Raw genomic sequence first — 19608 nt, forward strand, 5'->3', positions numbered from 1 at the left:
TCAGCGCGTCGCCATCGTGTCGTTCTCGCCCGTCATGGGCACGCTCTTCGCCTTGATGGTGTCGCCGGGGTGAACGCGCTGGAAGCCGTTGACGATGATCCTTTCGCCAGGCTTCAACCCGCCATCGACGATACGCAGGCCGTCGATCAGGTTACCGAGCGTGATGGCGCGGTATTGCGCCTTGCTCTGCTCATCCACCACGAGCACAAACTTCTTGGCCTGGTCCGTGGAGATGGCGCGGTCGTCGATAAGGATGGCCTGGTGCGGCGAGCCCGCCCCCACCGAAACGCGTGCGAAGAGCCCCGGGACCATTGCCCCATCGGGATTGTCGAAGCTCGCGCGGACGCGGATCGTGCCCGTATTGTTGTTGAGCTGGTTATCCACGGAGGCGACCTTGCCTGTGCGTGGGGTGCCGGTATCCGTGGCCAGGCCGAGGTGTACCGGGACGTCGCGCTGGCCGACCTGGCTCAGGTACTGCAGGTAGGTCTGCTCATCGACATCGAAGTCGGCGTAGATCGGGGAAATGGAAACCAGCGTGGTCAGCGAGGGCGAGCTGTAACCTGCCGCCACGATATTGCCAACGGTGCGCTCCGCGCGCGACACCTTGCCGTCGACCGGTGCGTTGATCGCGGTGTAATCGAGGTTCACCTTCGCTTCCACCAGCGCGGCTTCCGCGGCCTTGACGTCGGCTGTCGCGGTCAGCGATGCGTTGAAGCGATCGTCGAAATCGCGTTTGGAAATGGCGTTACCCGCCTGCAGCTTCTGCGCCCGCGCGTAGTCCGCCGTGGTGAACGCGGCCCGTGCCTTCGCCGCGGCGACCTGGGCGTTGGCACGATTCACCGCGGCCTCGTAGGGGCGCGGGTCGATGAGGAAGAGCGGGTCGCCCTTCTTCACCATCTGCCCGTCCTTGAAATACACCTTGACGATGGTGCCGGGGACCTGCGCGCGCACATCCACGCGCTCGATCGCCTGCAGCCGGCCGGAATAGGTCTGCCATTCGGTCACCGGCTTGCTTACCACCTGGGCGACATCGACTTCAGCCGGTGGGGCCGCGGCGTCCCCGGTGTGTTTTCCGCACGCGGCAAGGGCGAATACGAGTGGCAACAAGACCACGACGAGCGCGTAAGAAGGGCGTCGAACGACGTGCATGGCGGTGTCCCCAACCGGATCGGGCGAGCGAATGGCTCGGGCCGAGTGTCGGCCGAGGGGCCCAGCCCGAATAGAACCGGCCTGCTGCTATTTGGACGCTAAAGCAAGGTCGAACATCGGGGGTTTATAGGCGACCCGGTGGCTGGGGTCATTCGTTTCAAGTCGTGGCGTTTTGCTCCTAAGTTCGCTTGATCGTGCGGCGCGGCCGCAAGACACTATGCGAATTGCGTCTGACGCTCGTCCGGGAATGCATGCCATGGGTGATTCAAAGCCGGTCATCGTTGAAACCACAGGCACCGTCGGGTACCAGGTGGCCATCTCCGCGCAGGGCCCCACCTTCTATGCCGACGAACCGGTCGAGCTGGGTGGGCAGGCCACGGGGCCGACGCCGTACGAACTGCTGGGCGGCGCGCTTGGCGCGTGCACGGCGATGACCATGCAGATGTATGCCCGTCGCAAGTCCTTGCCGCTGACGAAGGTGCAGATCGCGGTGGGGCATAGCCGCGACGCCTCCACGGGGCGCGACCATTTCGACCGGCAGATCTACATGGAAGGCGACCTGACCGCGGAGCAGGTCACCCGTCTCATGGAGATCGCCGATCGGTGCCCGGTAGGCAGGTCGCTCATGACCGGCGCGGATATCACGAGCGCGCGCGTCATGGCCCCGCCTGGCCGTGCCCACGAGAAGCCGCGCGATTGCATGCACGAGCCGGCCATGGAGCGAGCCTGTGACGAGTTCGAACTGACGGGCTGAGTCAGGCGATCGTCAGGGGTACGTCCCCCACGAGGGCGTAGTTGTGCATCGGGCGTAGCGTGCCGTCGCTTGCCGTGTACAGGTCAAAGTCACCTGCCGTGTCGCGGACGTTGCTGCGTGGGCCGCCGATGCGCCCCGCGATCGAAGGCGGCTCAGCGGGGTCGCCCCAGCCAAGGCTGACCTTCGCCGCCGTCGCGGGGAGGCCCACCTTGAGCGTGATCCGCACGGTATCCGCGGTGATCACCGCGACATCGATGATGAGGTTGTTGTCGGTCAGGCTGGCCGGGACGAGGGCATTCTTCGCGTCGCGGATGTCGAAGCCGTAATTCCTTGTCGCCGCCACCCACGATGTATCGAGCATCAGGAAGCCGGAAGGCACGTTGAAGCGCACATAGATCGTGCGTGTCCCGATGATAGTCGCGGAGAGCATGTCGAGCGCCGGGTTGCGCATCGGCAGGCCGGCCTGTCGATCCTGGATCAGCTGGTAGATCGCGCGAGCGAAGTAGCGGCCCTGCCAGCGGTGGCTCTCGTTGTTGAGGTGCAGGGTGGGATGGCCCTGCGCCGATTCGTCGAAGTAATCGAACATGTACTGCGGGTTCACCATGCGCATGTAGGCACTGGCGAGGCAGGCATCCCGCTGCGCCAGCGCGATGAACGGATTGCAGAACGCGATGTTGGTGGCGCCGTAACTGTTGTGGCTGCACACCTGCGCCACGAGCCAGAGCGGGCGCCATGCCTGCTCCGGGATCAGCACCTGGCACAGCTTCAGCCAGTGTGCGCGCTCAAGGGCGGTGAGCTTGGATTTATAGGAAGCACGCGTTTCGGTGAGGCCGGTGGAATCCGCTTCGCCCTGCTGCCAGGTGGTCGCCAGCCAGCTGAAGTTGCCCGCACTGGCGGTAGCCTCGGCGCGCATCAGCGCGATCATCGACTGCAAACGCACCTGGCTGTTCTTCCAGCCCTGGTAGCCACTGAGGTTGGTGTCCTGCAGGAAGCTGGCGAAGTAGCCGATCGGCCGGCCACCCTCAGCGCTGGTGAAGGCGCTGTAGCGGCTGAACTGTGCGGCGAACGGAATGCCCGCGAGCGCCTGCGTGTATTCGACGAGGCCATCGGCGCAGGCGTTGGTGCCGACCTCGCCACCGGTGCCGCTGCCGCCGTTGTATTCCACGAGCGGTGCCAGGCTGGCCATGGCGGCGGGATTCACGCCGGGGCGAACGCCGCCGTTGAAGGTCACGTTGGCGTAGATCTCCTGCAACGTCAGCGCCGGTTGCCCGCCCGTCCCCACGGCGTTCGACTGGCCATGGAACATGATGAGTTCGCGGCGCGCACGGGTGATCACGTTGGTCGCGGGCGGGACATCCGCCGCATGCGCCGTGTCGCCAAGGAGCCAGGAAAGGCCGCTGGTGCTGGCCAGGCCGATGCCGCCTGCGGCGGCAAGGCTCTGTCGCAGGAAATCGCGACGCGGCCGGGAGGGGTCGTCCTCTTTCATCGTGGCGCCTCACTGGGGGGAGAGGGGGATGGCGCTGCCGTTCGATGTTAGAGGTGGGCGGGGATCAAAAGCCGATGCGCGAGCGCAGCTTGCCGCGTTCGCGCATCGGTTCAAAAGCGCGTCGGAATCATGTTCCCGGCGCGTGATGACTTACCAGGGCAGTTCCTTGCCGAGGTACGTGAACGTACCGGTCGGGCCATTGGCATCGAGCGTCGCCATCTGCACGCTGGACTTCGCGCCGGTCGGCACATCGATTTCGCCATGACCACCGTTCATATCGGTCTGCACGTAACCCGGGTGGATGGCGTTGACCTTCACGGGCGTGTCCTTCAGTTCGTACGCGAGGTGCACGGTCCAGCCGTTCACGGCGCTCTTCGACACGTTGTACGCGGGGATCTTGAAGCCGTAGATCGACGAGTTCGGATCGATGTGCAGGCCGAACGAACCCAGCTGGCTGGAGACGTTGACGATGCGGCCGGCCGGCGAGGCCTTGATCAGCGGCAGGAACGCCTTGGTCACTTCAACGACGGCGAACACGTTCGTGTCGAAGGTATCGCGCCACACCTGGAGCGACTGCTCGGAGGGCTTCTTGTCCAGCGCATCGAGCAGGATGCCGGCGTTGTTCACCAGGATATCGAGGCGGCCGTACTTGTCGGTGACGTGCTTGACGGCGGCAACGATCGAGCCGGGGTCGGTCACGTCGAGGACGATCGGATCGACCGGAAGGCCGGCGTCGCTCAGCTTCTTCGCGGCTTCCTTCGTGCGCGCTTCATCGCGGCCGGCGAGCAGGGTGCGGATGCCGGTTTCGGCGAGCTGCTTGACCGTTTCAAATCCAATGCCGCGGGTCGCGCCCGTTACAAGTGCAACCTTCTGGGAATCATTCATTGCCGTGGAACTCCTGCGATTGAGGGGGCATGGGTTGGGTTACCTGATTCACCTGAGGGCAGCCGTCGACCGAAACAACCGGGGAGGCCAGGATGATTTGCCGCCTTAGCCCGCGGGAATCTCGACCACGACCTTGCCACCCGCACGCCCGCTTTCGACCAGGTCGAGCGCGGCATTCCCGTCGGCCAACACGAACCGCTGCGTCGACAGCACCGGCCGCAGCTTGCCGGCATCGGCAAGCCACGTGGCCTCGGCCATGATCTCGCCGTGGTGCTCGCGGCCCTTGCCGGTCAGGAGTGGCATCAGGGTGAAGACACCGGAGTACGTGGCGGCACGGAACGACAGCGGCGCGAGGGCATGCGTGCCCCAGCCTAGGCTGCTGACGACATGGCCGCTGTAGCGACGCGCGGCGACGAATGCGGCGTCGAGGGTCGCTCCGCCAAGTGTGTCGTAGACGATGTCGAAGCCTTCGCCGCCGGTGTGGGTATCGACAGCCGCCTGGATATCGGTGTCACGATCGATCCAGGTGGCGCCGAGCTCTTCGATGATGGTCTTCTGCCCAACGCTGCCCGTCGCGAAGACGCGGGCGCCACGGGAAACGGCGAGCTGCACCGCCATGCTCCCAACGCCACCCGCGCCAGCGATGACGAGCACAGACTGGCCGGCCTGGACCTTCGCGCGGTCCACCAGGCCTTCCCATGCCGTGATGAACACGAGAGGCAACGCGGCGGCTTCGCTCAGCGGCATGGACGCCGGCGCATGGGCGAGAAGGCGGGCATCGACCGCGGCGAACTGGGCGAACGCGCCCTGCACCCCGGCCACGCCGCCGGTCATCCCGTAGACCGCATCGCCGACCATGAAGTCCTCGACGCCCGTACCGACCGCCTCCACATGCCCGGCCATGTCGATGCCGAGGATCGCCGGCGCCGGCTGGCGGGCATGCCCGCCCTGCCCGGCGCGGATCTTGGCGTCGAGCGGGTTAAGCCCGGCCGCCGCGACGCGGACGAGCACCTGGCCCGGGCCGGCAACGGGACGCTCGACAGTGGCCAGGGTCAGCGGCTGGCCGGCGGCGTCGAGGCGCAGGGCTTTCATGGTGGAAGCGGTGGTCATGGCAGTGCTCCGGGGGCGACAGTGTCGCCGACGGGAATAAGGTAGGCCATGCCCTGCTGCATGAGAACGCCCGGAATTGCACGATAGGCATGCATAAATGCATGATACGGCCATGGAATGGAGCGACCTGAAGATTTTCCTCGCCGTGGCCCGTGGGGGCACCCTCGGTGCCGCGGCGCGTGACCTCGGCCAGACCCAGCCCACGATGGGGCGGCGGATCCGCACCCTCGAGGAGGCGCTTGGTACGGCCTTGTTCCAGCGGACCAGCGATGGCTTCGTCCTGACCGACGAAGGTGCGGCCGTACTGGCCCATGCGGAACGCATGGAGGCCGAGGCCCTGGGCATCGCGCGCGCGGCGAGCGGCCAGGCGGGCGAACTCGAAGGCGTATTGCGCGTGTCGTCGTCCGACTGGTTCGGCGCGCATGTGCTCACTCGCGCCATTGCCGCACTGGCCGCACGACACCCTGCCGTCATCGTTGAGCTCATCACCGATGCGCGGCTGCTCAGCCTCGCGCGGCGCGAAGCCGACCTCGTGTTTCGCATCACGCCGTTCGAAGAGCCTGATATCGCGCAGCGGAAATTGATGGCGATGCCGTATGCCGCTTACCGCGCTGTCGGTACCGACAGCCTGGAGCGTGTGGTCACGATGGATACGGCGTTCGGCGGCATGCCTGACGTCGCGTGGCTAAGGGAGCGCCTGCCCGAGGCCAGGGTCGCCTTCCGCAGTAACAGTCGCGAAGCCCAGGCACGCGCGTGTGCGTTGGGCATGGGGATCGCCGTGCTGCCGTGTCCGCTGGGCGACGCAACGCCAGGCATCGAGCGCGTCGACCTGGGTGAGCCTGCGCCCGGCCGCGATGTATGGCTTGGATACCACCGCGACCTGCGCCATCTGCCACGGCTACGCGCGTTCGTGGACGAGGTGCTTGCGTTCGTGGGGCCGGGCAACTCTCTCAGGTCTTACTAGGGAAGCAGCCCCGACGCCTGGTAGGCGCGGACGAGTGCGTCGTAAACCTTCACGTCGCCGCGACCACGCGCCATCAGCTGCGCACCGGCCACGGCAGCGAAGATGGCATGCGCTCGCTTGCGTGCGTCGCGGGTGGGCACGCCCGTCTCGACCAGCGTCTTCGCCAACCAGGCGATGTTCACTTCATTGAACCGCTCGATCTCCACCTTGACGATATCAGGTAGGTCGTCCGATTCGGCCGTCATGTAACTGCACATGCACATGCGGTTGTCGTTCTCGAGTGCCAGCCGGAACGTGCCGGGAAACTTACGCAGGCGCTCCGCCGGGTCGCCTGCCTTCGCCGCGATCGCTTCGAGGCCGGCGGCGGCATCTTCCCAGTAGCGGCGGGCGACCGCGGTGGCGAGGTCAGCCTTGCTCGGGAAGTGGTGGTAGAGGCTCGCCGCCTTGATGCCGACCTGGTCGGCGAGTGTTCGCAGGTTGAGGCCGCCGTACCCGTGAGCCTGGGCCATGCGCGTGGCGGCCTCAAGGATCGTGTCCCTGGAGTTCTTTCCTGCTGGGGTTTCCACGAAGACCTTACCTCGCTTGCAACGGTACCGGTGAGTGCGGCGAAACACATTCTCGCAAAAGCCGTCAAAGAAGTCGTTGACGGGCGTGCATTATGGCGCGTATCGTCTTACCTAACAAACGTTAGGTAGGTGCGCACTGCCTCACTTTTGTCGCAACCCCAACCCTACCCACGAGAGACCCATGGCTACCGAACTCTATTTCCAGGACGCCACCAGGCTGGCCGAGCTGATCCGCACCAAAGAGGTATCACCCGTCGAGGTGATGCAGGCGCACCTCGACCGCATCGAGGCGACCAACCCTGGCATCAACGCCATCGTCGCCGTCTCCGACGACGCCCTGAAGGCCGCTAAGCGCGCCGAAGCCGTCGTCATGGCGGGCCACGAACTGGCACCGCTGCACGGCGTTCCCTTCACCGCCAAGGATTCGTACGACACCGCAGGCGTGCTGACACAGCTGGGCTCACCGATCTTCAAGGGCCGCATCCCGGACACCGATGCCACCGGCGTCGCTCGCTTCAAGAAGGCTGGCGGCATCCTGCTCGCCAAGACGAACCTCCCCGAGTTCTCGTTCTGGATCGAGAGTGAAAACCTGCTCTCTGGCCGCACCCTGAACCCATGGAACCCCGATCGTTCGCCGGGCGGCTCCAGTGGCGGTGAATCGGCGGCTATCGCCGCGGGCATGTCGCCGCTGGGCCTCGCCACCGACGTCGCCATCTCAGTCCGTGGCCCCGCCGCGCTCACCGGCGTCGTGGGCTTCAAGGCTACGCACGGCCGTATCCCCATGACCGGCATCTGGCCGCGGGTACCGCGTCGCTTCTGGCACGCCGGCCCCATCGCCCGCTCGGTGCGCGACGTGGCCCTCGCCTATTCGCTGCTAGCCGGTCCGGATGGAGCCGACGGCTATTCCACCAGCCCGCTCGCGGTCGATAGCGGCGTCAGCGCCATGCTGGGGCGCCCCTTGCGCGTCGGCTGGCTGGTCGAACCCGGCTTTGGCCTCGTGGCCGATGATGTCGCGAAGACTGTGCACGCCGCGGCCGATGCGCTGCGAACAGCCGGTATCACCGTGGAGCCCGTGCGCATCCCCGTGCTGGAGGAGATCAACGCGCTCGAGGTGCTATGGAAGATCCAGGCGATGGAAACGAAGCCAGCGTTCCGCAAGGCAACTGCGGGCCACGAAGAGCTCATCTTCAAGCACGTCCAGGCGGTGTTCGATACGCCGGATACGTCAATCGAGGATTTCGTCATCGCCGAGCAGCAGATCGAACAGATGCGTGATGGCTTCGCCCAGTACTTCCAGCGCTACGACGCCCTGCTCTGCCCGGTGACGCCCGTGGCCAGCCATGGCCATGACGCCACGGAGTTCGTCATCAACGGCCAGACGGTATCGTCGCTGCACGTGATGGATGCCACCGCCCCTCTGAGCGTGACCGGCCTGCCTGGCCTCACACTGCGCTTCGGTACCAGTGCCGAGGGCATGCCCATCGGTGTCCAGCTCGTCGCCCCGTGGCTGGCCGAGTCCACCGTGCTGCACTTGGGCGCCTTGCTCGAAAGCATGAGCCCGGTGCGCCACCTGCACCCGGCACTGCCGGCCAAAGCGGTCGCCGCCTGACCTCGCCGTACTGACCGGCGGGGGCGTGCTGTATCGCGCCCCCGCCGACTGACCAGTCTCCCCGCGCGCGTTCGTGGACGACGTGCTAGCGTTGGTGGGCTAGCCGCGCGCTACCACCGCAGCCAGCGCGGCCCCGCCAGCGCACCCAGCGCGCCAGCGACCACCATGCCGAGCAGGTACCACAGCGCCCAGAACGGCGGCGCCATCTCCGGGCAGTGCAGGCAATAGCTCGTCGCCGCCATGGCGCCAGCCAGCAAGCCCGCCGCGGCGCCTGCAAGCCGCAGACGCACGGGCCCCATGCCGCGCACCGCCCAGAAGACGGCCACGATCGAAGGCAGCGAAAGCAGCGCAATCAGCGTCGAGCATACCTTCCACGTATGCCCCAGCATGAGCGCACCGCGCTGGCCCTCCGGCGCGCCAGCAAGCACGATGGCCGCCAGTGCCCACGCAACGATGACCGGCAAGGCGACACTCGCCCAGCCGCCCGCACCCACGCGAACACCGGGCCGCGACAGGCGCACGGTGACCACCAGCGCTGCGACACCGATCGCGATCGGGAAGGCCATGCGCACCCAGAACATCGGGTCATGGATCACCTGCGCCAGGTCGGGCCGCAAGCCGAGCAGGGCCGCCATCAGCAGCGACGACGTACCCATGCCGGCAAGGATCCCGAGCGAGAAGCGGCGACGCGCGATCTGCCGCCCGGGCGGGGGCGAAGGCTCGCGAGCGAGGAAATCGATGAAGTCGTCGGTCTTCATGCGCCACCCCGGATACGCGCGGCCAGCGCCTTGAGACCCCGGTGGATGCCGACCTTCACGGCAGACTCTGACAAGCCGCAGCACGCGGCCGCCTCGGCGATGGACAGGCCCTGCAATTTGACCAGCTGGATAGGCAAGCGGTGTCGATCCGGTAGCGTCTCCAGCAATTGTCCCACGTCGCGCCGTGCATCCACGGGCTCCGCATCCGACGCGACGAACAGGTCGTCGTCGCCGATGGGATCGTGCAACGCCTCGCGCCGCGCATGCGAACGGAAGAAATCCATGAGCTTGTAGCGCGTGATGGCGTGCACCCATGCGGTGAGCGGTTCACCCGCGCGGTACGTATGCCGCGCGTTGTGCACGGCGAGCAGGGTTTCCTGGAGGATGTCTTCCACATCCTCGAGCGCCCGCGGCAACCGGCGGCGCAGGTAAGCGCGGAGATGCGAGGCCAGCTCGTCGAGGAAAGCGCGGTACGCGCCCGCATCGCCACCCAGCCCAAGGACGAACTGGCGCCTGAGCTCGCGCTCGACCGCCGCCTGGGCATCGACCACCTGCCTGCGCGTCACGTCTTCGGTGATGGCCATGCTCTCCAGGGCTTTCGGCTCCGCTCGGGCCAGGGCGCCCTGGAGTGTAGACCAGCGGGCGCGCCCCCGCGAACGGGGATAGGCTAGCGAGGGAAAGGTCACGGCATCCATGTCGCGTAGTTCGCTGGCGGCGGCGATACGGTTACACGACGACGCGACGAGTTTTTTCCGCGAAGGCTGTAACCGGCGGCCGAACGCCCACGAACCTCCTTGTGAAGCCGGCCCTGTTGGCCAGGCAACCCTGGAGCCACCCATGTCCCCACGTTACGTCGCATCGCTCGCCTTCTCCGTCGCCGCCCTTGTTGCCGGTGCCGCACATGCCGATGAGCAGAAGGCCGCCGCCAAGCCGGCCGTCGAGAAGTGCTGGGGTGTCGCCAAGGCCGGCCAGAACGATTGCGCCGCGGGCCCGGGTACCACCTGCGCCGGCACCGCCAAGGCCGACTACCAGAAGAATGCGTGGAAGAACGTCCCGGCCGGCACCTGCACCGCGATCCAGACGCCGAACGGCCATGGCTCGCTGACCAAGGTCGGCTGAGCATCGCCATGCGGCCCGCATCGTCCCTCGCCGAGCTCCAGCGCGAGTTCCAGGCTGGCCTGCTGGCCGAAGAGCCTGCCGTGCGCGTTGACCGGCACGCAGGCTTTTCGATCCACCGCCATACGATGCTGCGGGCCGCGATCGATGCGCTCGAGGCGAACTTTCCCGCCGTGGCCTGCCTGACCGGCGCGGCGTGGTTTCGTTCCGCGGCGGCGGCTTACGCCCACGCCTATCCGGCGCGTGACGCCAGGCTCGCGTTGTACGGCTCGTGTTTCCCGCGCTTCCTTGCCGATATGCCGAGCGCATGCGAACTGCCGTACCTCGCCGACGTCGCTCGCCTCGATCGGTTGTGGACGGAGAGTTACTTCGCGGGTGAATGCGAGCCGTTGAGCGCCATGACCGTTCGCTCCCTGGCACCGGATGCGCTCGCTGGCATGGCCGTCCGCCCTCACCCGGCGACGCAGACACTCGAGTCACGGTTACCCGCGCTGTCGATCTGGCAGGCCAGCCGCGCTGGCGAAGCCGTCCGCGGTGACCTCGCATGGCAGCCTCAGGCCATCCTGGTGACGCGCCCCGCGCACACCGTGCAGCTCGAATCGACAGACCTCGCCGTACTTACGTTCCTTGAAGCGTGCCGCGAGGGTGGATCACTCGTCGCGTGCATCGAGCAGGTCACATCCCTGCATCCCACGGCGCGTGCCGATCACGTGTTCGCACAACTACTCATGGCAGGCGCACTCGTTGTCGCCTGAAGGAGCCCTCATGGCATCTCTTCCCACTAGTGTCACAACCAGGCCGCGTTCGCCGAAAGAAGCCTGGAACCACGTCGCCACCCGCATGGAGACGTTGATTGGGCATAGCTTCCTCGCCCTGGTGAGCCGCGTATCCATCGCGGCCATCTTTTTCCAGTCGGGCCGTACCAAGGTCGAGGGCTTCCTGACGATCACCGAGGGCACGTACGAGCTCTTCCGCACGGAATACAAGCTGCCGCTGGTACCGCCGGAGATCGCCGCGCATCTCTCCGCTTACGTGGAGACCTTCGTGCCGATGCTGCTCGTGCTCGGCCTGTGCACGCGGCTTTCGGCCACGGTGCTCCTCGGCATGACCATGATCATCGAAATCTTCGTGTACCCCGACGCATGGCCGACCCACCTGTCGTGGGCCGCGATCCTGCTCTACCTCATCGCCCGTGGCGGCGGCCGCTGGTCGCTCGACCACGTGCTCCGGATCCGCTGACATCCATCGGCATCGCGCTGTAACCGATCCACGTTTCTCGCCGAACTGATTCTTGCCACTTCGGCATCCCACCTCTAACGGAGTCACGCCATGCAAAACGCCACGCACAGCATCGCCGCCGCAGCCGCCCTGTTCGCCGTCTCGACCGCCGCCATCGTGGCGCCGGCGCAGGCCGCCGACCAGGCCGCGGGCAAGACCGTCCACTGCTACGGCATCAACACCTGCAAGGGCACGTCGGACTGTAAGTCGGGCAACCACCAGTGCAAGGGCCAGAACGACTGCAAGGGCCAGGGCTTCAAGGCCGTCTCGGTGCAGGAGTGCAAGGCCCAGGGTGGCAGCACCACCGCGCCGGCCGCCTGATGACATCTCCCGGCCGCACCGCGGCCGGGCATCCGGGAGAGCACGATGAGCACAGCCACACTTCCCCCGTTCGCCGGCTTCGGCCTGAGCCTGCGAGTACCGCACTACCAGGACGTGCTGGAGACGCGCCAGCCGCTCGATTTCGTCGAAGTGATCTCCGAGAACTTCATGGTGGATGGTGGCCGGCCGCTGCATGTGCTGGAGCAGGTCCGCTCGCTGTATCCGCTCGCGCTGCATGGCGTCTCCATGAACATCGGCGCGGTCGATGGCCTGGACATGGACTACCTGCGCCAGCTCCGCCGGCTTGCCGATCGCTTCGATCCGCTGTGGGTGTCCGACCATGTCTGCTGGACAGGCGTCGACGGCATCCAGACTCACGACCTGCTGCCGCTGCCGTATAACGAGGAAGCGCTCGACGTGGTGAGCCGCAATGTAATGGTCGCGCAGGATGTGCTGGGCCGCCCGCTGGTCCTCGAGAATCCATCGACATACATCGAATTTCCAGCCGCGATGTCCGAGGCGGCGTTCCTTGCCGCGCTGTGCGAACGCACGGGCTGCTACCTGCTGCTGGATGTGAACAACATCGTGGTCAGCGCAACGAACCACGCGCGGCGACTCGATGAGTGGCTGGACCAGATCCCGCTGGAGCGCGTCCGGCAGATCCATCTCGCCGGCCACAGCCAGGGCCGCGACCTGTTGGTGGATACCCACGACGCGCCGGTGCCCGCCTCGGTGTGGGATCTCTATGCCCGCTTTACCGCCCGGCTGGGTCCGGTGGCCACGATGATCGAGCGTGATGACCACATCCCGCCGTTCCAGGAACTGCTCGATGAACTTGGGCAGGCACGTGCCGTCGCCGCGACATCGGTGGCGGCGGCAGCATGAATCTCGCCGGCATGCAAAGGCAGTTGCTTGGTGCGCTGCTTGAGTATGCGCCAGAGGCATCCGTCGCCTCGGCGGGGCTGCGTGTTTACGCGAACAACGTCCGTGGCCAGCTGGTGGAGGCGTTACGCGAGACCTACGAACGCACGGAGCGCTGGTTCGGGGTGGAACGATTCGCTGATTACGCGAATGCGTATATCGAAGAGCACCCGTCTGGCGACTGGAGCCTCAATCGCTACGGTGCGGACTTTCCTGCATTCCTGGCTGGTGAGCTCTCGCCGTCCGATCCAGGCGACGAGATCGCATGGCTCGATGGCGCGCTGAGGGATGCTTTCTACGGCGCCGACGTGGCGCCCGTCGCATTGCGCGACGTCACGGTCGCGCATTGGGATCAAGCCATCTTCCGCTTCATCCCGTCGCTTTGCGTCCGATCCATGCGTTCCAACGCGCCTGCGCTGTGGGCGGCGATGAACGCCGCGTCGGCGCCACCTGAGGCGGTGGTCCTGCCCGAACCGGTCGCCGTGCGCGTGTGGCGCGCGGACCTCACGCCACGCTTCACCAGCATGGCGCCGTGGGAAGCGGCGTGCCTGATGTCTGCGATGTCGGGTTCCACGTTTGGCGAACTCTGTGCGCAGCTGGCGGCCATCGATTCCGAGACCGACGTGACCATGCGCGCGGGCCAGCTGCTGCGTGCGTGGTTCGACGACGGGCTCGTGAGCGATATAGCCGACGTTTCCGATGGCCGGGAACCGGTGTTGACCCGCTGAATATCCTCCGGGGGTTATCATGGGGACTATCCGTTTGCTTCCCGATGGCTCCCGATGCCCATGCCAGACCGCCTGCGGGCGCGATTTTCGAGTCTGTCCTCCCATGGTTTCCTCTCGCCCGACCAGTGGCGGCGCAGGGTGTTGTTCTGGACCGGCGCGGTCATCGTGGGCCTTGCGGCCGTGCTTTTCGCACAGGCCGCCGACTGGGCATTCGCGGGGTTCCGCGCAATGGCCTCGCATGGCTGGTGGGTGCCGTTCCTGCTGACACCGGCGACGTTTGCATTGCTGAGCTGGCTCACCCAGGGCGCGCTGAAGGCGACGCGTGGCTCGGGTATTCCCCAGGCGATCGCCGCGCTCAAGGTCGAGGAGGATCCGTTTCGCGAACGTCTCCTCGCCCTCCGCGTCGCCGTCGGCAAGATGGGCCTCACGCTGGCCGCGCTTCTCGGCGGTGCATCGGTGGGCCGCGAGGGTCCGACCGTGCATGTGGGCGCCGGACTGCTTTATTCACTTGGGCGGCGCTTCGGCTTCGATGACCCCACCTCGGCCGGGCGCTTCATCCTTGCCGGCTCCGCGGCCGGCCTCGCCGCCGCGTTCAATACACCGCTGGCTGGCGTGGTCTTCGCGATCGAAGAGATGTCCGGCACGTTCGAGCATCGCATGAGCGGTACGCTGCTCACCGCCGTCATCATCGCCGGTGTCGTGTCGCTAGGCATCCTTGGCAATTACTCGTACTTCGGCATCATCGCGGCCGATCTGCCGCTCGGCCGCGCCTGGCTCGCCGTGTTGCTCACGGGTGTGGTCGGCGGGCTTGCCGGCGGCTTGTTCGCGCGCCTGATCATCCCGTCCGCGAGGGGCTTTCGCGGCGTGATGGGCCGCCTGCGCGGGCGCCAGCCGGTCGTGTTTGCCGCTGCGTGTGGCCTCGCCCTGGTCCTGCTCAGCCTGATGAGCGCCAATGGGCTGTACGGCACGGGGTATGCCCAGGCGCAGGCGATCCTGCAGGGACACTCCGATACGGGCCCGCTGTTTGGCGTGCTGAAGTTCCTCGGCAACATCGCATCCAGTTGGGCAGGTATCCCCGGCGGCATCTTCTCCCCCGCGCTCGCGGTGGGTGCCGGATTGGGTGAAAACGTCGCGCACCTGCTGCCGGGGGCCAATGCGCAGGCCGTGGTTCTGCTGGGCATGGCGGCGTACCTCTCGGGCGTGACACAGGCACCGTTGACCGCATCGGTTATTTCGCTCGAGCTGACCGCGAACCACGCGATGGCCTTGCCCATCCTTGCGGCGTGCCTTCTCGCCCGCGCGGTGTCGAGCGTGCTTTGCCCGGTGCCGGTGTACAAGGCGCTGGCCAATGCGCTTATCGATGCGCATGAGGCGAGCAAGCGGGATGTCGCTGGGCAAGGCGAGCCTGGCGCGACTGGCGACCAGGACCTCCAGCAGAACGGAGCTATCCGTAATGACTGAAACGCCACCCTCGTTGGACGTCATTGCCGGAGGCTGCCGCTGCGGAAGCGTGCGCTACGCGCTCTCCCGCAACACCTTGCCGTCGACGTACGCCTGCCACTGCCTTGATTGCCAGACCTGGACCGGTAGTGCTTTCAGCCAACAGTGTCTGGTCCCGGGGGATACGTTCACCGTTACTGGCGATCTCGCGCTGTTCGAGCTGCCCGGCTCCGAAGGCAAGATTTCTTACCAGCGCATCTGCCCGACGTGCCACACCCGCGTGTTCAACACGAACTCCGCGCGGCCCGGCGTCGTCGCCATCCGCGCCGGAACCTTCGACCAGAGCCATGAGCTCGATTGCGTGGCGCACATCTGGACGGCGAGAAAGCAGGGGTGGCTAGAGATTCCGGAAGGAGTTCCGAACTGGAGCGGTGCTGCGCCGGCTGCGGAGCTCTTCCGCGTTCTGGGGTTGTAGCGGACCGCTAAGATTCGCGACCTGAGCACGAGGCCTTTGTCGTGCCGCCGGCGACACTGAATCGCCAGAAGCGGTGTTGTTGCTTCCACCAACATGGCCGATAGTCCGTAGCCCTCGTTAGCGGACACAGCCTGTGACCACCCGTCACTCCGATCATGACCATCCCACGCGGCACGGAGTGAGCCTGGTGATCCTCGTCGCCATCTGCCTCTCCGCGCTCGTCCTTCCCCTTAGTTTCACCGGCGGTGCCGTCGCTACGCCGGCCATCGGCAGGGAGCTTGGCGGAAGTGCCGCGGGCCTCACCTGGATCACCAACGCCTTCATGCTCAGCTTCGGCAGCCTTCTGATGGTGGCGGGGGCCATGGCTGACCAGTTTGGCCGCAGGAAGGTGTTTGCCGCGGGCATCTCGGTCTATAGCGTGATGTCACTGGCGCTGGCTTTTGCGTCCAGCGTGATGTGGATCGACATCCTGCGTGCCGTCCAGGGCGTCGCCGCGGCAGGTGCCCTCGCGGGTGGTAGTGCCGCGCTGGCCCAGGAGTTCGAGGGGCATGCCCGCGCGCGTGCCTTCAGCGTGCTTGGAACGACCTTCGGGCTTGGCCTCGCGTTCGGTCCGCTGATCGCCGGCGCGCTGATCTCCGGCTTCGGCTGGCGTGCGGTGTTCGCGCTGACCGCGATCCTCGGCACGCTGGCCGTGGTGTTCGGGGTACCCCGTATGCGCGAAACCCGCGATCCCCATGCGGCCGGTCTCGACAAGCCGGGTGCCTTCACATTCACCGCCATGCTGGTGCTTTTCACCACGGCGATCATCGAGGCGCCGAGCCTCGGTTGGGACAGTGCCGTCGTTATCGCACTGCTTCTCGGCTCGGCCGTGGCGCTCGCGGCCTTTATCGTCGTGGAGAACCGTGTCGCGCGGCCCATGCTCGACCTGAGCCTCTTCAGGATGCCGCGCTTCGTGGGGGTGCAGTTGCTCCCCATCGGCACATGCTTCTGCTACATCGCACTGGTGGTGATGCTCCCGCTTCGCTTCATCGGCATCGAGGGCATGAGCGAGATCCGCGCCGGCGTGGTGATGGTGGCGCTTTCCGCTCCGTTGCTCGTCGTACCCATCCTGGTGGCGACCGCGACCCGCTGGATCTCGGCGGGAACACTCTCCGGCATCGGCTTCTTCGTCGCTGCCGCGGGCCTGCACTGGCTGAGCTTCTACGAGCCAGGCCAGCCGCTGTTACACCTTGTTGCACCGTTGGTGCTCACAGGCATCGGCGCCGGCATGCCCTGGGGCCTGATGGACGGCTTGTCGGTGAGCGTCGTACCGAAGGAGCGCGCAGGCATGGCGGCCGGCATCTTCAACACGGCGCGTGTTGCAGGCGAAGGCATCATCCTCGCGGTGGCGGTCGCGATGCTTGCGGCGCTGGTTGGCTCGAACCTGCTGTATCTTCTGCCCGGCCAGGAAGCGGCCACGTCCGAAGCCGCGCAACACCTGACCACAGGCGACATGGCCAGGGCGGCTCAGGCCGTTCCCGCGCTCGATGGACCGTCGCTGCTTGCAGGCTATGTGGAAGCTTTCCGCTCGCTGCTACACATACTCACGGCGATCACCGTGCTCGTGGCGATGACGGCGATCGTCTTCCTTGGCCGTGCAAGCGAGGGCACGCAACCAGAGACCGCCGAAGCCTGATCAGCGAAAGAACTCGGCAATCTGGTTGACCACGGCGCGGGTGCGGGAGGGCATGCGGTGGCCAAGGGGAATCAGGGCGTGTACGGGCAGACCCGGGATGTCGGCTTCGGGAAGCACATGGACGAGCTTCCCGCTATCGACCAGCGGATGCGCGACCTTGTCGATGAGCTGCGAGATGCCGAAGCCCAGTGCGGTGGCTTCGATCAGGGCCTGCCCGTCGGCCACGACCAGCACGGGTGTTGGCACGATGTCGCGGACCACGGAGCCATCCTGGACGGACCACGGGCGAAGCTGGCCGTTACCGCCGCGGAATACCGCGCCATCCTGCGTGGCGAGATCGCCTACCGAGGTGATGGGCGCGCGCGATGCCAGGTAACCGGGAGAGGCGTACAGCCCAAAGCGTGTGTCGCAAAGCTTGCGCACGGTCATGTTGCTGTCGGAAGGCAGTTCACCGATCCGCACGACCACGTCCCAGCCCTCCGCGAAGGGATCCGAGCGCTTGTCATTGAAAGCCAGGTCGAGCGTCACTTTGGGAAAGGTGCGACGCAGGTCGGCAAGGGTCGGCAGGAGCAGGCGACCGAAGCCGGCGGGAAGATCGACACGCACCTTGCCGATGGGTTCGGCGCGGCGCGCGGCGAGGGCATGCTCGGCATCGCGAAGCCCCGCCAGTGCGGCGCGCGATGCCTGGAGATAGATCTCGCCATCTTCCGTGAGGCGTACCGCGCGCGTGGTGCGCTGGAACAGGCGCGTACCCAGCCTCGCTTCGAGCCGCTGCACCGCCTTGCCGATGTTCGATTTGCTGGTGCCGAGGTTGTCGGCCGCACGAGTGAAGCTCCCGGCCTCCGCGACCGCGGTGAAGGCGACGATTTCCGGTACCGAGGCGTCTGCGCGTTCGTTCACTGTGTCCTCCTGGGCGCCAAAGAGTATTCGCCTGGGCGGTTTGGGCGTCAATTCGCGCCGATCGCCGGCTAACGAGCGCGCCACGCGCTGCGCCGTCCCCTGCCCGCATTGTCGCCCAGGGCGCCACAAAGAAACGCCAATAGCCAGATTTATCGACGCAGGGGCGGAGACCACGATAGCGACCGTGAGTCATGAGCCCCATGCCGGAGCCTCCGGCGGCAAGAGCCTCATGACCGATGACCCGCTCTCCCTCTCCCAAACACGCCCTGGAGTACTCCCCATGACCGCCTCTCGCAAACGCCTTTCCGTGGCGCTTGGCGCCCTCTTCATCCTGGCCGGCGCCGCCGGCATCGCCGCCTATGACGGGCACGCCGGCGCCATCGCCGAGGCCCATGCCCAGGTCGCCCCGGTGGCTGCCGAGGTCGACGTCGGCACCGTTCTTTCCCGTTCCATCACGCAGTGGCAGAGCTATTCCGGCCGCCTGCAGGCCATCGACCGTGTCGAGATCCGCCCGCTGGTCTCGGGGAAGATCGTCGCCGTGCAGTTCCGCGACGGCTCGCTGGTGCGCAAGGGCGATGTCCTGCTGACCATCGACCCGCAGCCCTACCAGGCGGAAGTCGACCGCGCCGCCGCGCAGGTGGCCGCCGCGGAAGCACGTTCCGGCTATGCCACGTCCGACGCGTCGCGCGCGGAACGCCTCATCGGCACGAACGCGATCGCACGCCGCGACTACGACGAGAAGATCAACGGTGCCCGTGAGGCACAGGCGAACCTGAAGGCGGCGCGCGCAGCACTGGCGGCGGCGAAGCTCAACCTGTCGTACACGCAGGTCATCGCGCCGGTTTCCGGTCGCGTCTCGCGCGCCGAGCTCACCGTGGGCAACGTGGTGAACGCCGGCGCCAGCGGCCCCGTGCTCACCACCATCGTCTCGGTGTCGCCCATCTACGCGACGTTCGATGTGGATGAGCAGACCTACCTCAGCAACCTGCGCGGCCGCGATGGCGCGAAGATCCCCGTCGCGCTCGGCCTGGCGAATGAAGAAGGCTACTCGCAGCGCGGCGTCATCGATTCGATCGACAACCAGCTCGATACCACCTCCGGCACCATCCGCGTCGGCGCCCGCTTCGATAACACGGACGGCTCCCTCGTCCCGGGCCTGTATGCCCGGCTGAAGGTCGGCGCCGGTGCGCCGCACGATGCGATTCTTATCGACGATAGCGCCATCGGGACGGACCAGTCGAAGAAGTACGTCCTCGTGGTCGGCACCGACAACAAGGTGCAGTACCGCGAGGTCGCGCTGGGCGACCTGCACGACGGCCTTCGCGTCGTAACCGCCGGCCTGAAGTCCGGTGAACGCATCGTGGTGCACGGCGTGCAACGCGCGCGACCCAACGACCTCGTCAAACCCACCAACGTCGACATGGGCGCCGCACTAGCGACGGCCCAGGCTGCCGACTGACCGGAGCCTACCCC

21 protein-coding genes are annotated in these 19608 nt (G+C 66.5%); 13 read left to right on the forward strand and 8 right to left on the reverse strand.

The genetic code is table 11. From position 1 onward, the window contains the following. Positions 1–1149, reverse strand: coding sequence for an efflux RND transporter periplasmic adaptor subunit (locus tag ACZ6YI_RS12175; RefSeq protein WP_465778893.1), 1149 nt, complete (start codon positions 1147–1149; stop codon positions 1–3). A gap of 256 nt (positions 1150–1405) precedes the next feature. Here ACZ6YI_RS12175 and ACZ6YI_RS12180 point away from each other — a divergent pair, with 256 nt between their 5' ends. Continuing rightward, positions 1406–1903, forward strand: coding sequence for an OsmC family protein (locus ACZ6YI_RS12180; protein ID WP_440329478.1), 498 nt, complete (start codon positions 1406–1408; stop codon positions 1901–1903). Position 1904: 1 nt separating this feature from the next. On the opposite strand, the gene ACZ6YI_RS12185 is transcribed toward ACZ6YI_RS12180, so the two are convergent. The 3 genes from ACZ6YI_RS12185 to ACZ6YI_RS12195 all read right to left on the reverse strand — a co-directional run bounded on the left by ACZ6YI_RS12185 (position 1905) and on the right by ACZ6YI_RS12195 (position 5384). Beyond that, positions 1905–3389 carry a hypothetical protein gene (locus ACZ6YI_RS12185; protein ID WP_465778894.1) on the reverse strand — a complete coding sequence of 495 codons (1485 nt, stop codon included), beginning with the start codon at positions 3387–3389 and terminating at the stop codon, positions 1905–1907. A gap of 150 nt (positions 3390–3539) precedes the next feature. Next, a complete protein-coding gene (locus ACZ6YI_RS12190) occupies positions 3540–4274 on the reverse strand; it encodes an SDR family oxidoreductase (RefSeq protein ID WP_465778895.1) in 735 nt (244 codons plus the stop codon). Between the two features lie 105 nt (positions 4275–4379). Beyond that, a complete protein-coding gene (locus ACZ6YI_RS12195) occupies positions 4380–5384 on the reverse strand; it encodes a zinc-dependent alcohol dehydrogenase family protein (RefSeq protein WP_465778896.1) in 1005 nt (334 codons plus the stop codon). A 97-nt stretch (positions 5385–5481) separates the two neighbouring features. On the opposite strand from ACZ6YI_RS12195, the gene ACZ6YI_RS12200 reads away from it, so the two are divergent. After that, a complete protein-coding gene (locus ACZ6YI_RS12200) occupies positions 5482–6348 on the forward strand; it encodes a LysR family transcriptional regulator (RefSeq protein ID WP_465778897.1) in 867 nt (288 codons plus the stop codon). Here the strand turns inward: ACZ6YI_RS12200 and ACZ6YI_RS12205 are convergent. Further along, the gene (locus ACZ6YI_RS12205; protein WP_465778898.1) at positions 6345–6914 is read right to left on the reverse strand and encodes a TetR/AcrR family transcriptional regulator; all 570 of its coding nucleotides are present in this window, start codon (positions 6912–6914) and stop codon (positions 6345–6347) included. The genes ACZ6YI_RS12200 and ACZ6YI_RS12205 overlap by 4 nt on opposite strands. Before the next feature lie 181 nt (positions 6915–7095). On the opposite strand from ACZ6YI_RS12205, the gene ACZ6YI_RS12210 reads away from it, so the two are divergent. Further along, complete coding sequence (locus tag ACZ6YI_RS12210) at positions 7096–8523, forward strand: amidase (protein ID WP_465778899.1); 1428 nt, start codon at positions 7096–7098, stop codon at positions 8521–8523. A 110-nt stretch (positions 8524–8633) separates the two neighbouring features. On the opposite strand, the gene ACZ6YI_RS12215 is transcribed toward ACZ6YI_RS12210, so the two are convergent. Together ACZ6YI_RS12215 and ACZ6YI_RS12220 are read right to left on the reverse strand one after the other, a co-directional pair. Then, positions 8634–9281, reverse strand: coding sequence for an NrsF family protein (locus ACZ6YI_RS12215; protein ID WP_465778900.1), 648 nt, complete (start codon positions 9279–9281; stop codon positions 8634–8636). Beyond that, the gene (locus ACZ6YI_RS12220; RefSeq protein ID WP_465778901.1) at positions 9278–9865 is read right to left on the reverse strand and encodes a sigma-70 family RNA polymerase sigma factor; all 588 of its coding nucleotides are present in this window, start codon (positions 9863–9865) and stop codon (positions 9278–9280) included. The genes ACZ6YI_RS12215 and ACZ6YI_RS12220 overlap by 4 nt, the downstream gene beginning before the upstream one ends. 253 nt (positions 9866–10118) lie before the next feature. On the opposite strand from ACZ6YI_RS12220, the gene ACZ6YI_RS12225 reads away from it, so the two are divergent. The 9 genes from ACZ6YI_RS12225 to ACZ6YI_RS12265 all read left to right on the forward strand — a co-directional run bounded on the left by ACZ6YI_RS12225 (position 10119) and on the right by ACZ6YI_RS12265 (position 17235). Next, positions 10119–10400: a BufA1 family periplasmic bufferin-type metallophore gene (locus ACZ6YI_RS12225; RefSeq protein WP_440329463.1), complete on the forward strand. Its 282-nt coding sequence runs from the start codon at positions 10119–10121 to the stop codon at positions 10398–10400. An 8-nt stretch (positions 10401–10408) separates the two neighbouring features. Further along, entirely contained in the window at positions 10409–11152 is a 744-nt protein-coding gene (locus ACZ6YI_RS12230) for an HvfC/BufC family peptide modification chaperone (protein WP_465778902.1), read from the forward strand. A gap of 10 nt (positions 11153–11162) precedes the next feature. Then, positions 11163–11636, forward strand: a complete 474-nt coding sequence (locus tag ACZ6YI_RS12235) for a DoxX family protein (protein WP_465778903.1) — start codon at positions 11163–11165, stop codon at positions 11634–11636. Between the two features lie 90 nt (positions 11637–11726). Then, the gene (gene bufA2, locus ACZ6YI_RS12240) at positions 11727–11996 is read left to right on the forward strand and encodes a BufA2 family periplasmic bufferin-type metallophore (RefSeq protein ID WP_440329457.1); all 270 of its coding nucleotides are present in this window, start codon (positions 11727–11729) and stop codon (positions 11994–11996) included. Positions 11997–12041: 45 nt separating this feature from the next. Then, positions 12042–12881: an MNIO family bufferin maturase gene (gene bufB, locus ACZ6YI_RS12245; RefSeq protein WP_465778904.1), complete on the forward strand. Its 840-nt coding sequence runs from the start codon at positions 12042–12044 to the stop codon at positions 12879–12881. After that, positions 12878–13645 carry an HvfC/BufC family peptide modification chaperone gene (locus ACZ6YI_RS12250; protein ID WP_465778905.1) on the forward strand — a complete coding sequence of 256 codons (768 nt, stop codon included), beginning with the start codon at positions 12878–12880 and terminating at the stop codon, positions 13643–13645. The genes bufB and ACZ6YI_RS12250 overlap by 4 nt, the downstream gene beginning before the upstream one ends. A gap of 60 nt (positions 13646–13705) precedes the next feature. Next, positions 13706–15106 (forward strand): chloride channel protein, encoded by a 1401-nt coding sequence (locus tag ACZ6YI_RS12255; protein WP_465778906.1) that lies wholly within the window; start codon positions 13706–13708, stop codon positions 15104–15106. After that, positions 15099–15560 (forward strand): GFA family protein, encoded by a 462-nt coding sequence (locus ACZ6YI_RS12260; RefSeq protein WP_465778907.1) that lies wholly within the window; start codon positions 15099–15101, stop codon positions 15558–15560. Before ACZ6YI_RS12255 ends, ACZ6YI_RS12260 begins: the two co-directional genes overlap by 8 nt. Positions 15561–15747: 187 nt before the next feature. Further along, entirely contained in the window at positions 15748–17235 is a 1488-nt protein-coding gene (locus tag ACZ6YI_RS12265) for an MFS transporter (RefSeq protein WP_465778908.1), read from the forward strand. On the opposite strand, the gene ACZ6YI_RS12270 is transcribed toward ACZ6YI_RS12265, so the two are convergent. Then, complete coding sequence (locus ACZ6YI_RS12270) at positions 17236–18135, reverse strand: LysR family transcriptional regulator (RefSeq protein WP_465778909.1); 900 nt, start codon at positions 18133–18135, stop codon at positions 17236–17238. It abuts the gene before it with no gap. A gap of 280 nt (positions 18136–18415) precedes the next feature. Between ACZ6YI_RS12270 and ACZ6YI_RS12275 the strand changes: the two genes are divergently transcribed. Then, entirely contained in the window at positions 18416–19594 is a 1179-nt protein-coding gene (locus tag ACZ6YI_RS12275) for an efflux RND transporter periplasmic adaptor subunit (protein ID WP_465778910.1), read from the forward strand. Positions 19595–19608: the final 14 nt, after the last annotated feature.

Source organism: Luteibacter sp. NPDC104163, from assembly GCF_055584245.1.

Coding starts and splice junctions, on each gene's coding strand:
- bufB (WP_465778904.1), top strand. CDS start 12,042: ATGAGCACAGCCACACTTCCCCCGTTCGCCGGCTTCGGCCTGAGCCTG.
- ACZ6YI_RS12260 (WP_465778907.1), top strand. CDS start 15,099: ATGACTGAAACGCCACCCTCGTTGGACGTCATTGCCGGAGGCTGCCGC.
- ACZ6YI_RS12250 (WP_465778905.1), top strand. CDS start 12,878: ATGAATCTCGCCGGCATGCAAAGGCAGTTGCTTGGTGCGCTGCTTGAG.
- ACZ6YI_RS12180 (WP_440329478.1), top strand. CDS start 1,406: ATGGGTGATTCAAAGCCGGTCATCGTTGAAACCACAGGCACCGTCGGG.
- ACZ6YI_RS12200 (WP_465778897.1), top strand. CDS start 5,482: ATGCATGATACGGCCATGGAATGGAGCGACCTGAAGATTTTCCTCGCC.
- ACZ6YI_RS12230 (WP_465778902.1), top strand. CDS start 10,409: ATGCGGCCCGCATCGTCCCTCGCCGAGCTCCAGCGCGAGTTCCAGGCT.
- ACZ6YI_RS12220 (WP_465778901.1), bottom strand. CDS start 9,865: ATGGCCATCACCGAAGACGTGACGCGCAGGCAGGTGGTCGATGCCCAG.
- ACZ6YI_RS12175 (WP_465778893.1), bottom strand. CDS start 1,149: ATGCACGTCGTTCGACGCCCTTCTTACGCGCTCGTCGTGGTCTTGTTG.
- ACZ6YI_RS12210 (WP_465778899.1), top strand. CDS start 7,096: ATGGCTACCGAACTCTATTTCCAGGACGCCACCAGGCTGGCCGAGCTG.
- ACZ6YI_RS12225 (WP_440329463.1), top strand. CDS start 10,119: ATGTCCCCACGTTACGTCGCATCGCTCGCCTTCTCCGTCGCCGCCCTT.
- ACZ6YI_RS12235 (WP_465778903.1), top strand. CDS start 11,163: ATGGCATCTCTTCCCACTAGTGTCACAACCAGGCCGCGTTCGCCGAAA.
- ACZ6YI_RS12190 (WP_465778895.1), bottom strand. CDS start 4,274: ATGAATGATTCCCAGAAGGTTGCACTTGTAACGGGCGCGACCCGCGGC.
- ACZ6YI_RS12255 (WP_465778906.1), top strand. CDS start 13,706: ATGCCAGACCGCCTGCGGGCGCGATTTTCGAGTCTGTCCTCCCATGGT.
- ACZ6YI_RS12195 (WP_465778896.1), bottom strand. CDS start 5,384: ATGACCACCGCTTCCACCATGAAAGCCCTGCGCCTCGACGCCGCCGGC.
- ACZ6YI_RS12185 (WP_465778894.1), bottom strand. CDS start 3,389: ATGAAAGAGGACGACCCCTCCCGGCCGCGTCGCGATTTCCTGCGACAG.
- bufA2 (WP_440329457.1), top strand. CDS start 11,727: ATGCAAAACGCCACGCACAGCATCGCCGCCGCAGCCGCCCTGTTCGCC.
- ACZ6YI_RS12215 (WP_465778900.1), bottom strand. CDS start 9,281: ATGAAGACCGACGACTTCATCGATTTCCTCGCTCGCGAGCCTTCGCCC.
- ACZ6YI_RS12275 (WP_465778910.1), top strand. CDS start 18,416: ATGACCGCCTCTCGCAAACGCCTTTCCGTGGCGCTTGGCGCCCTCTTC.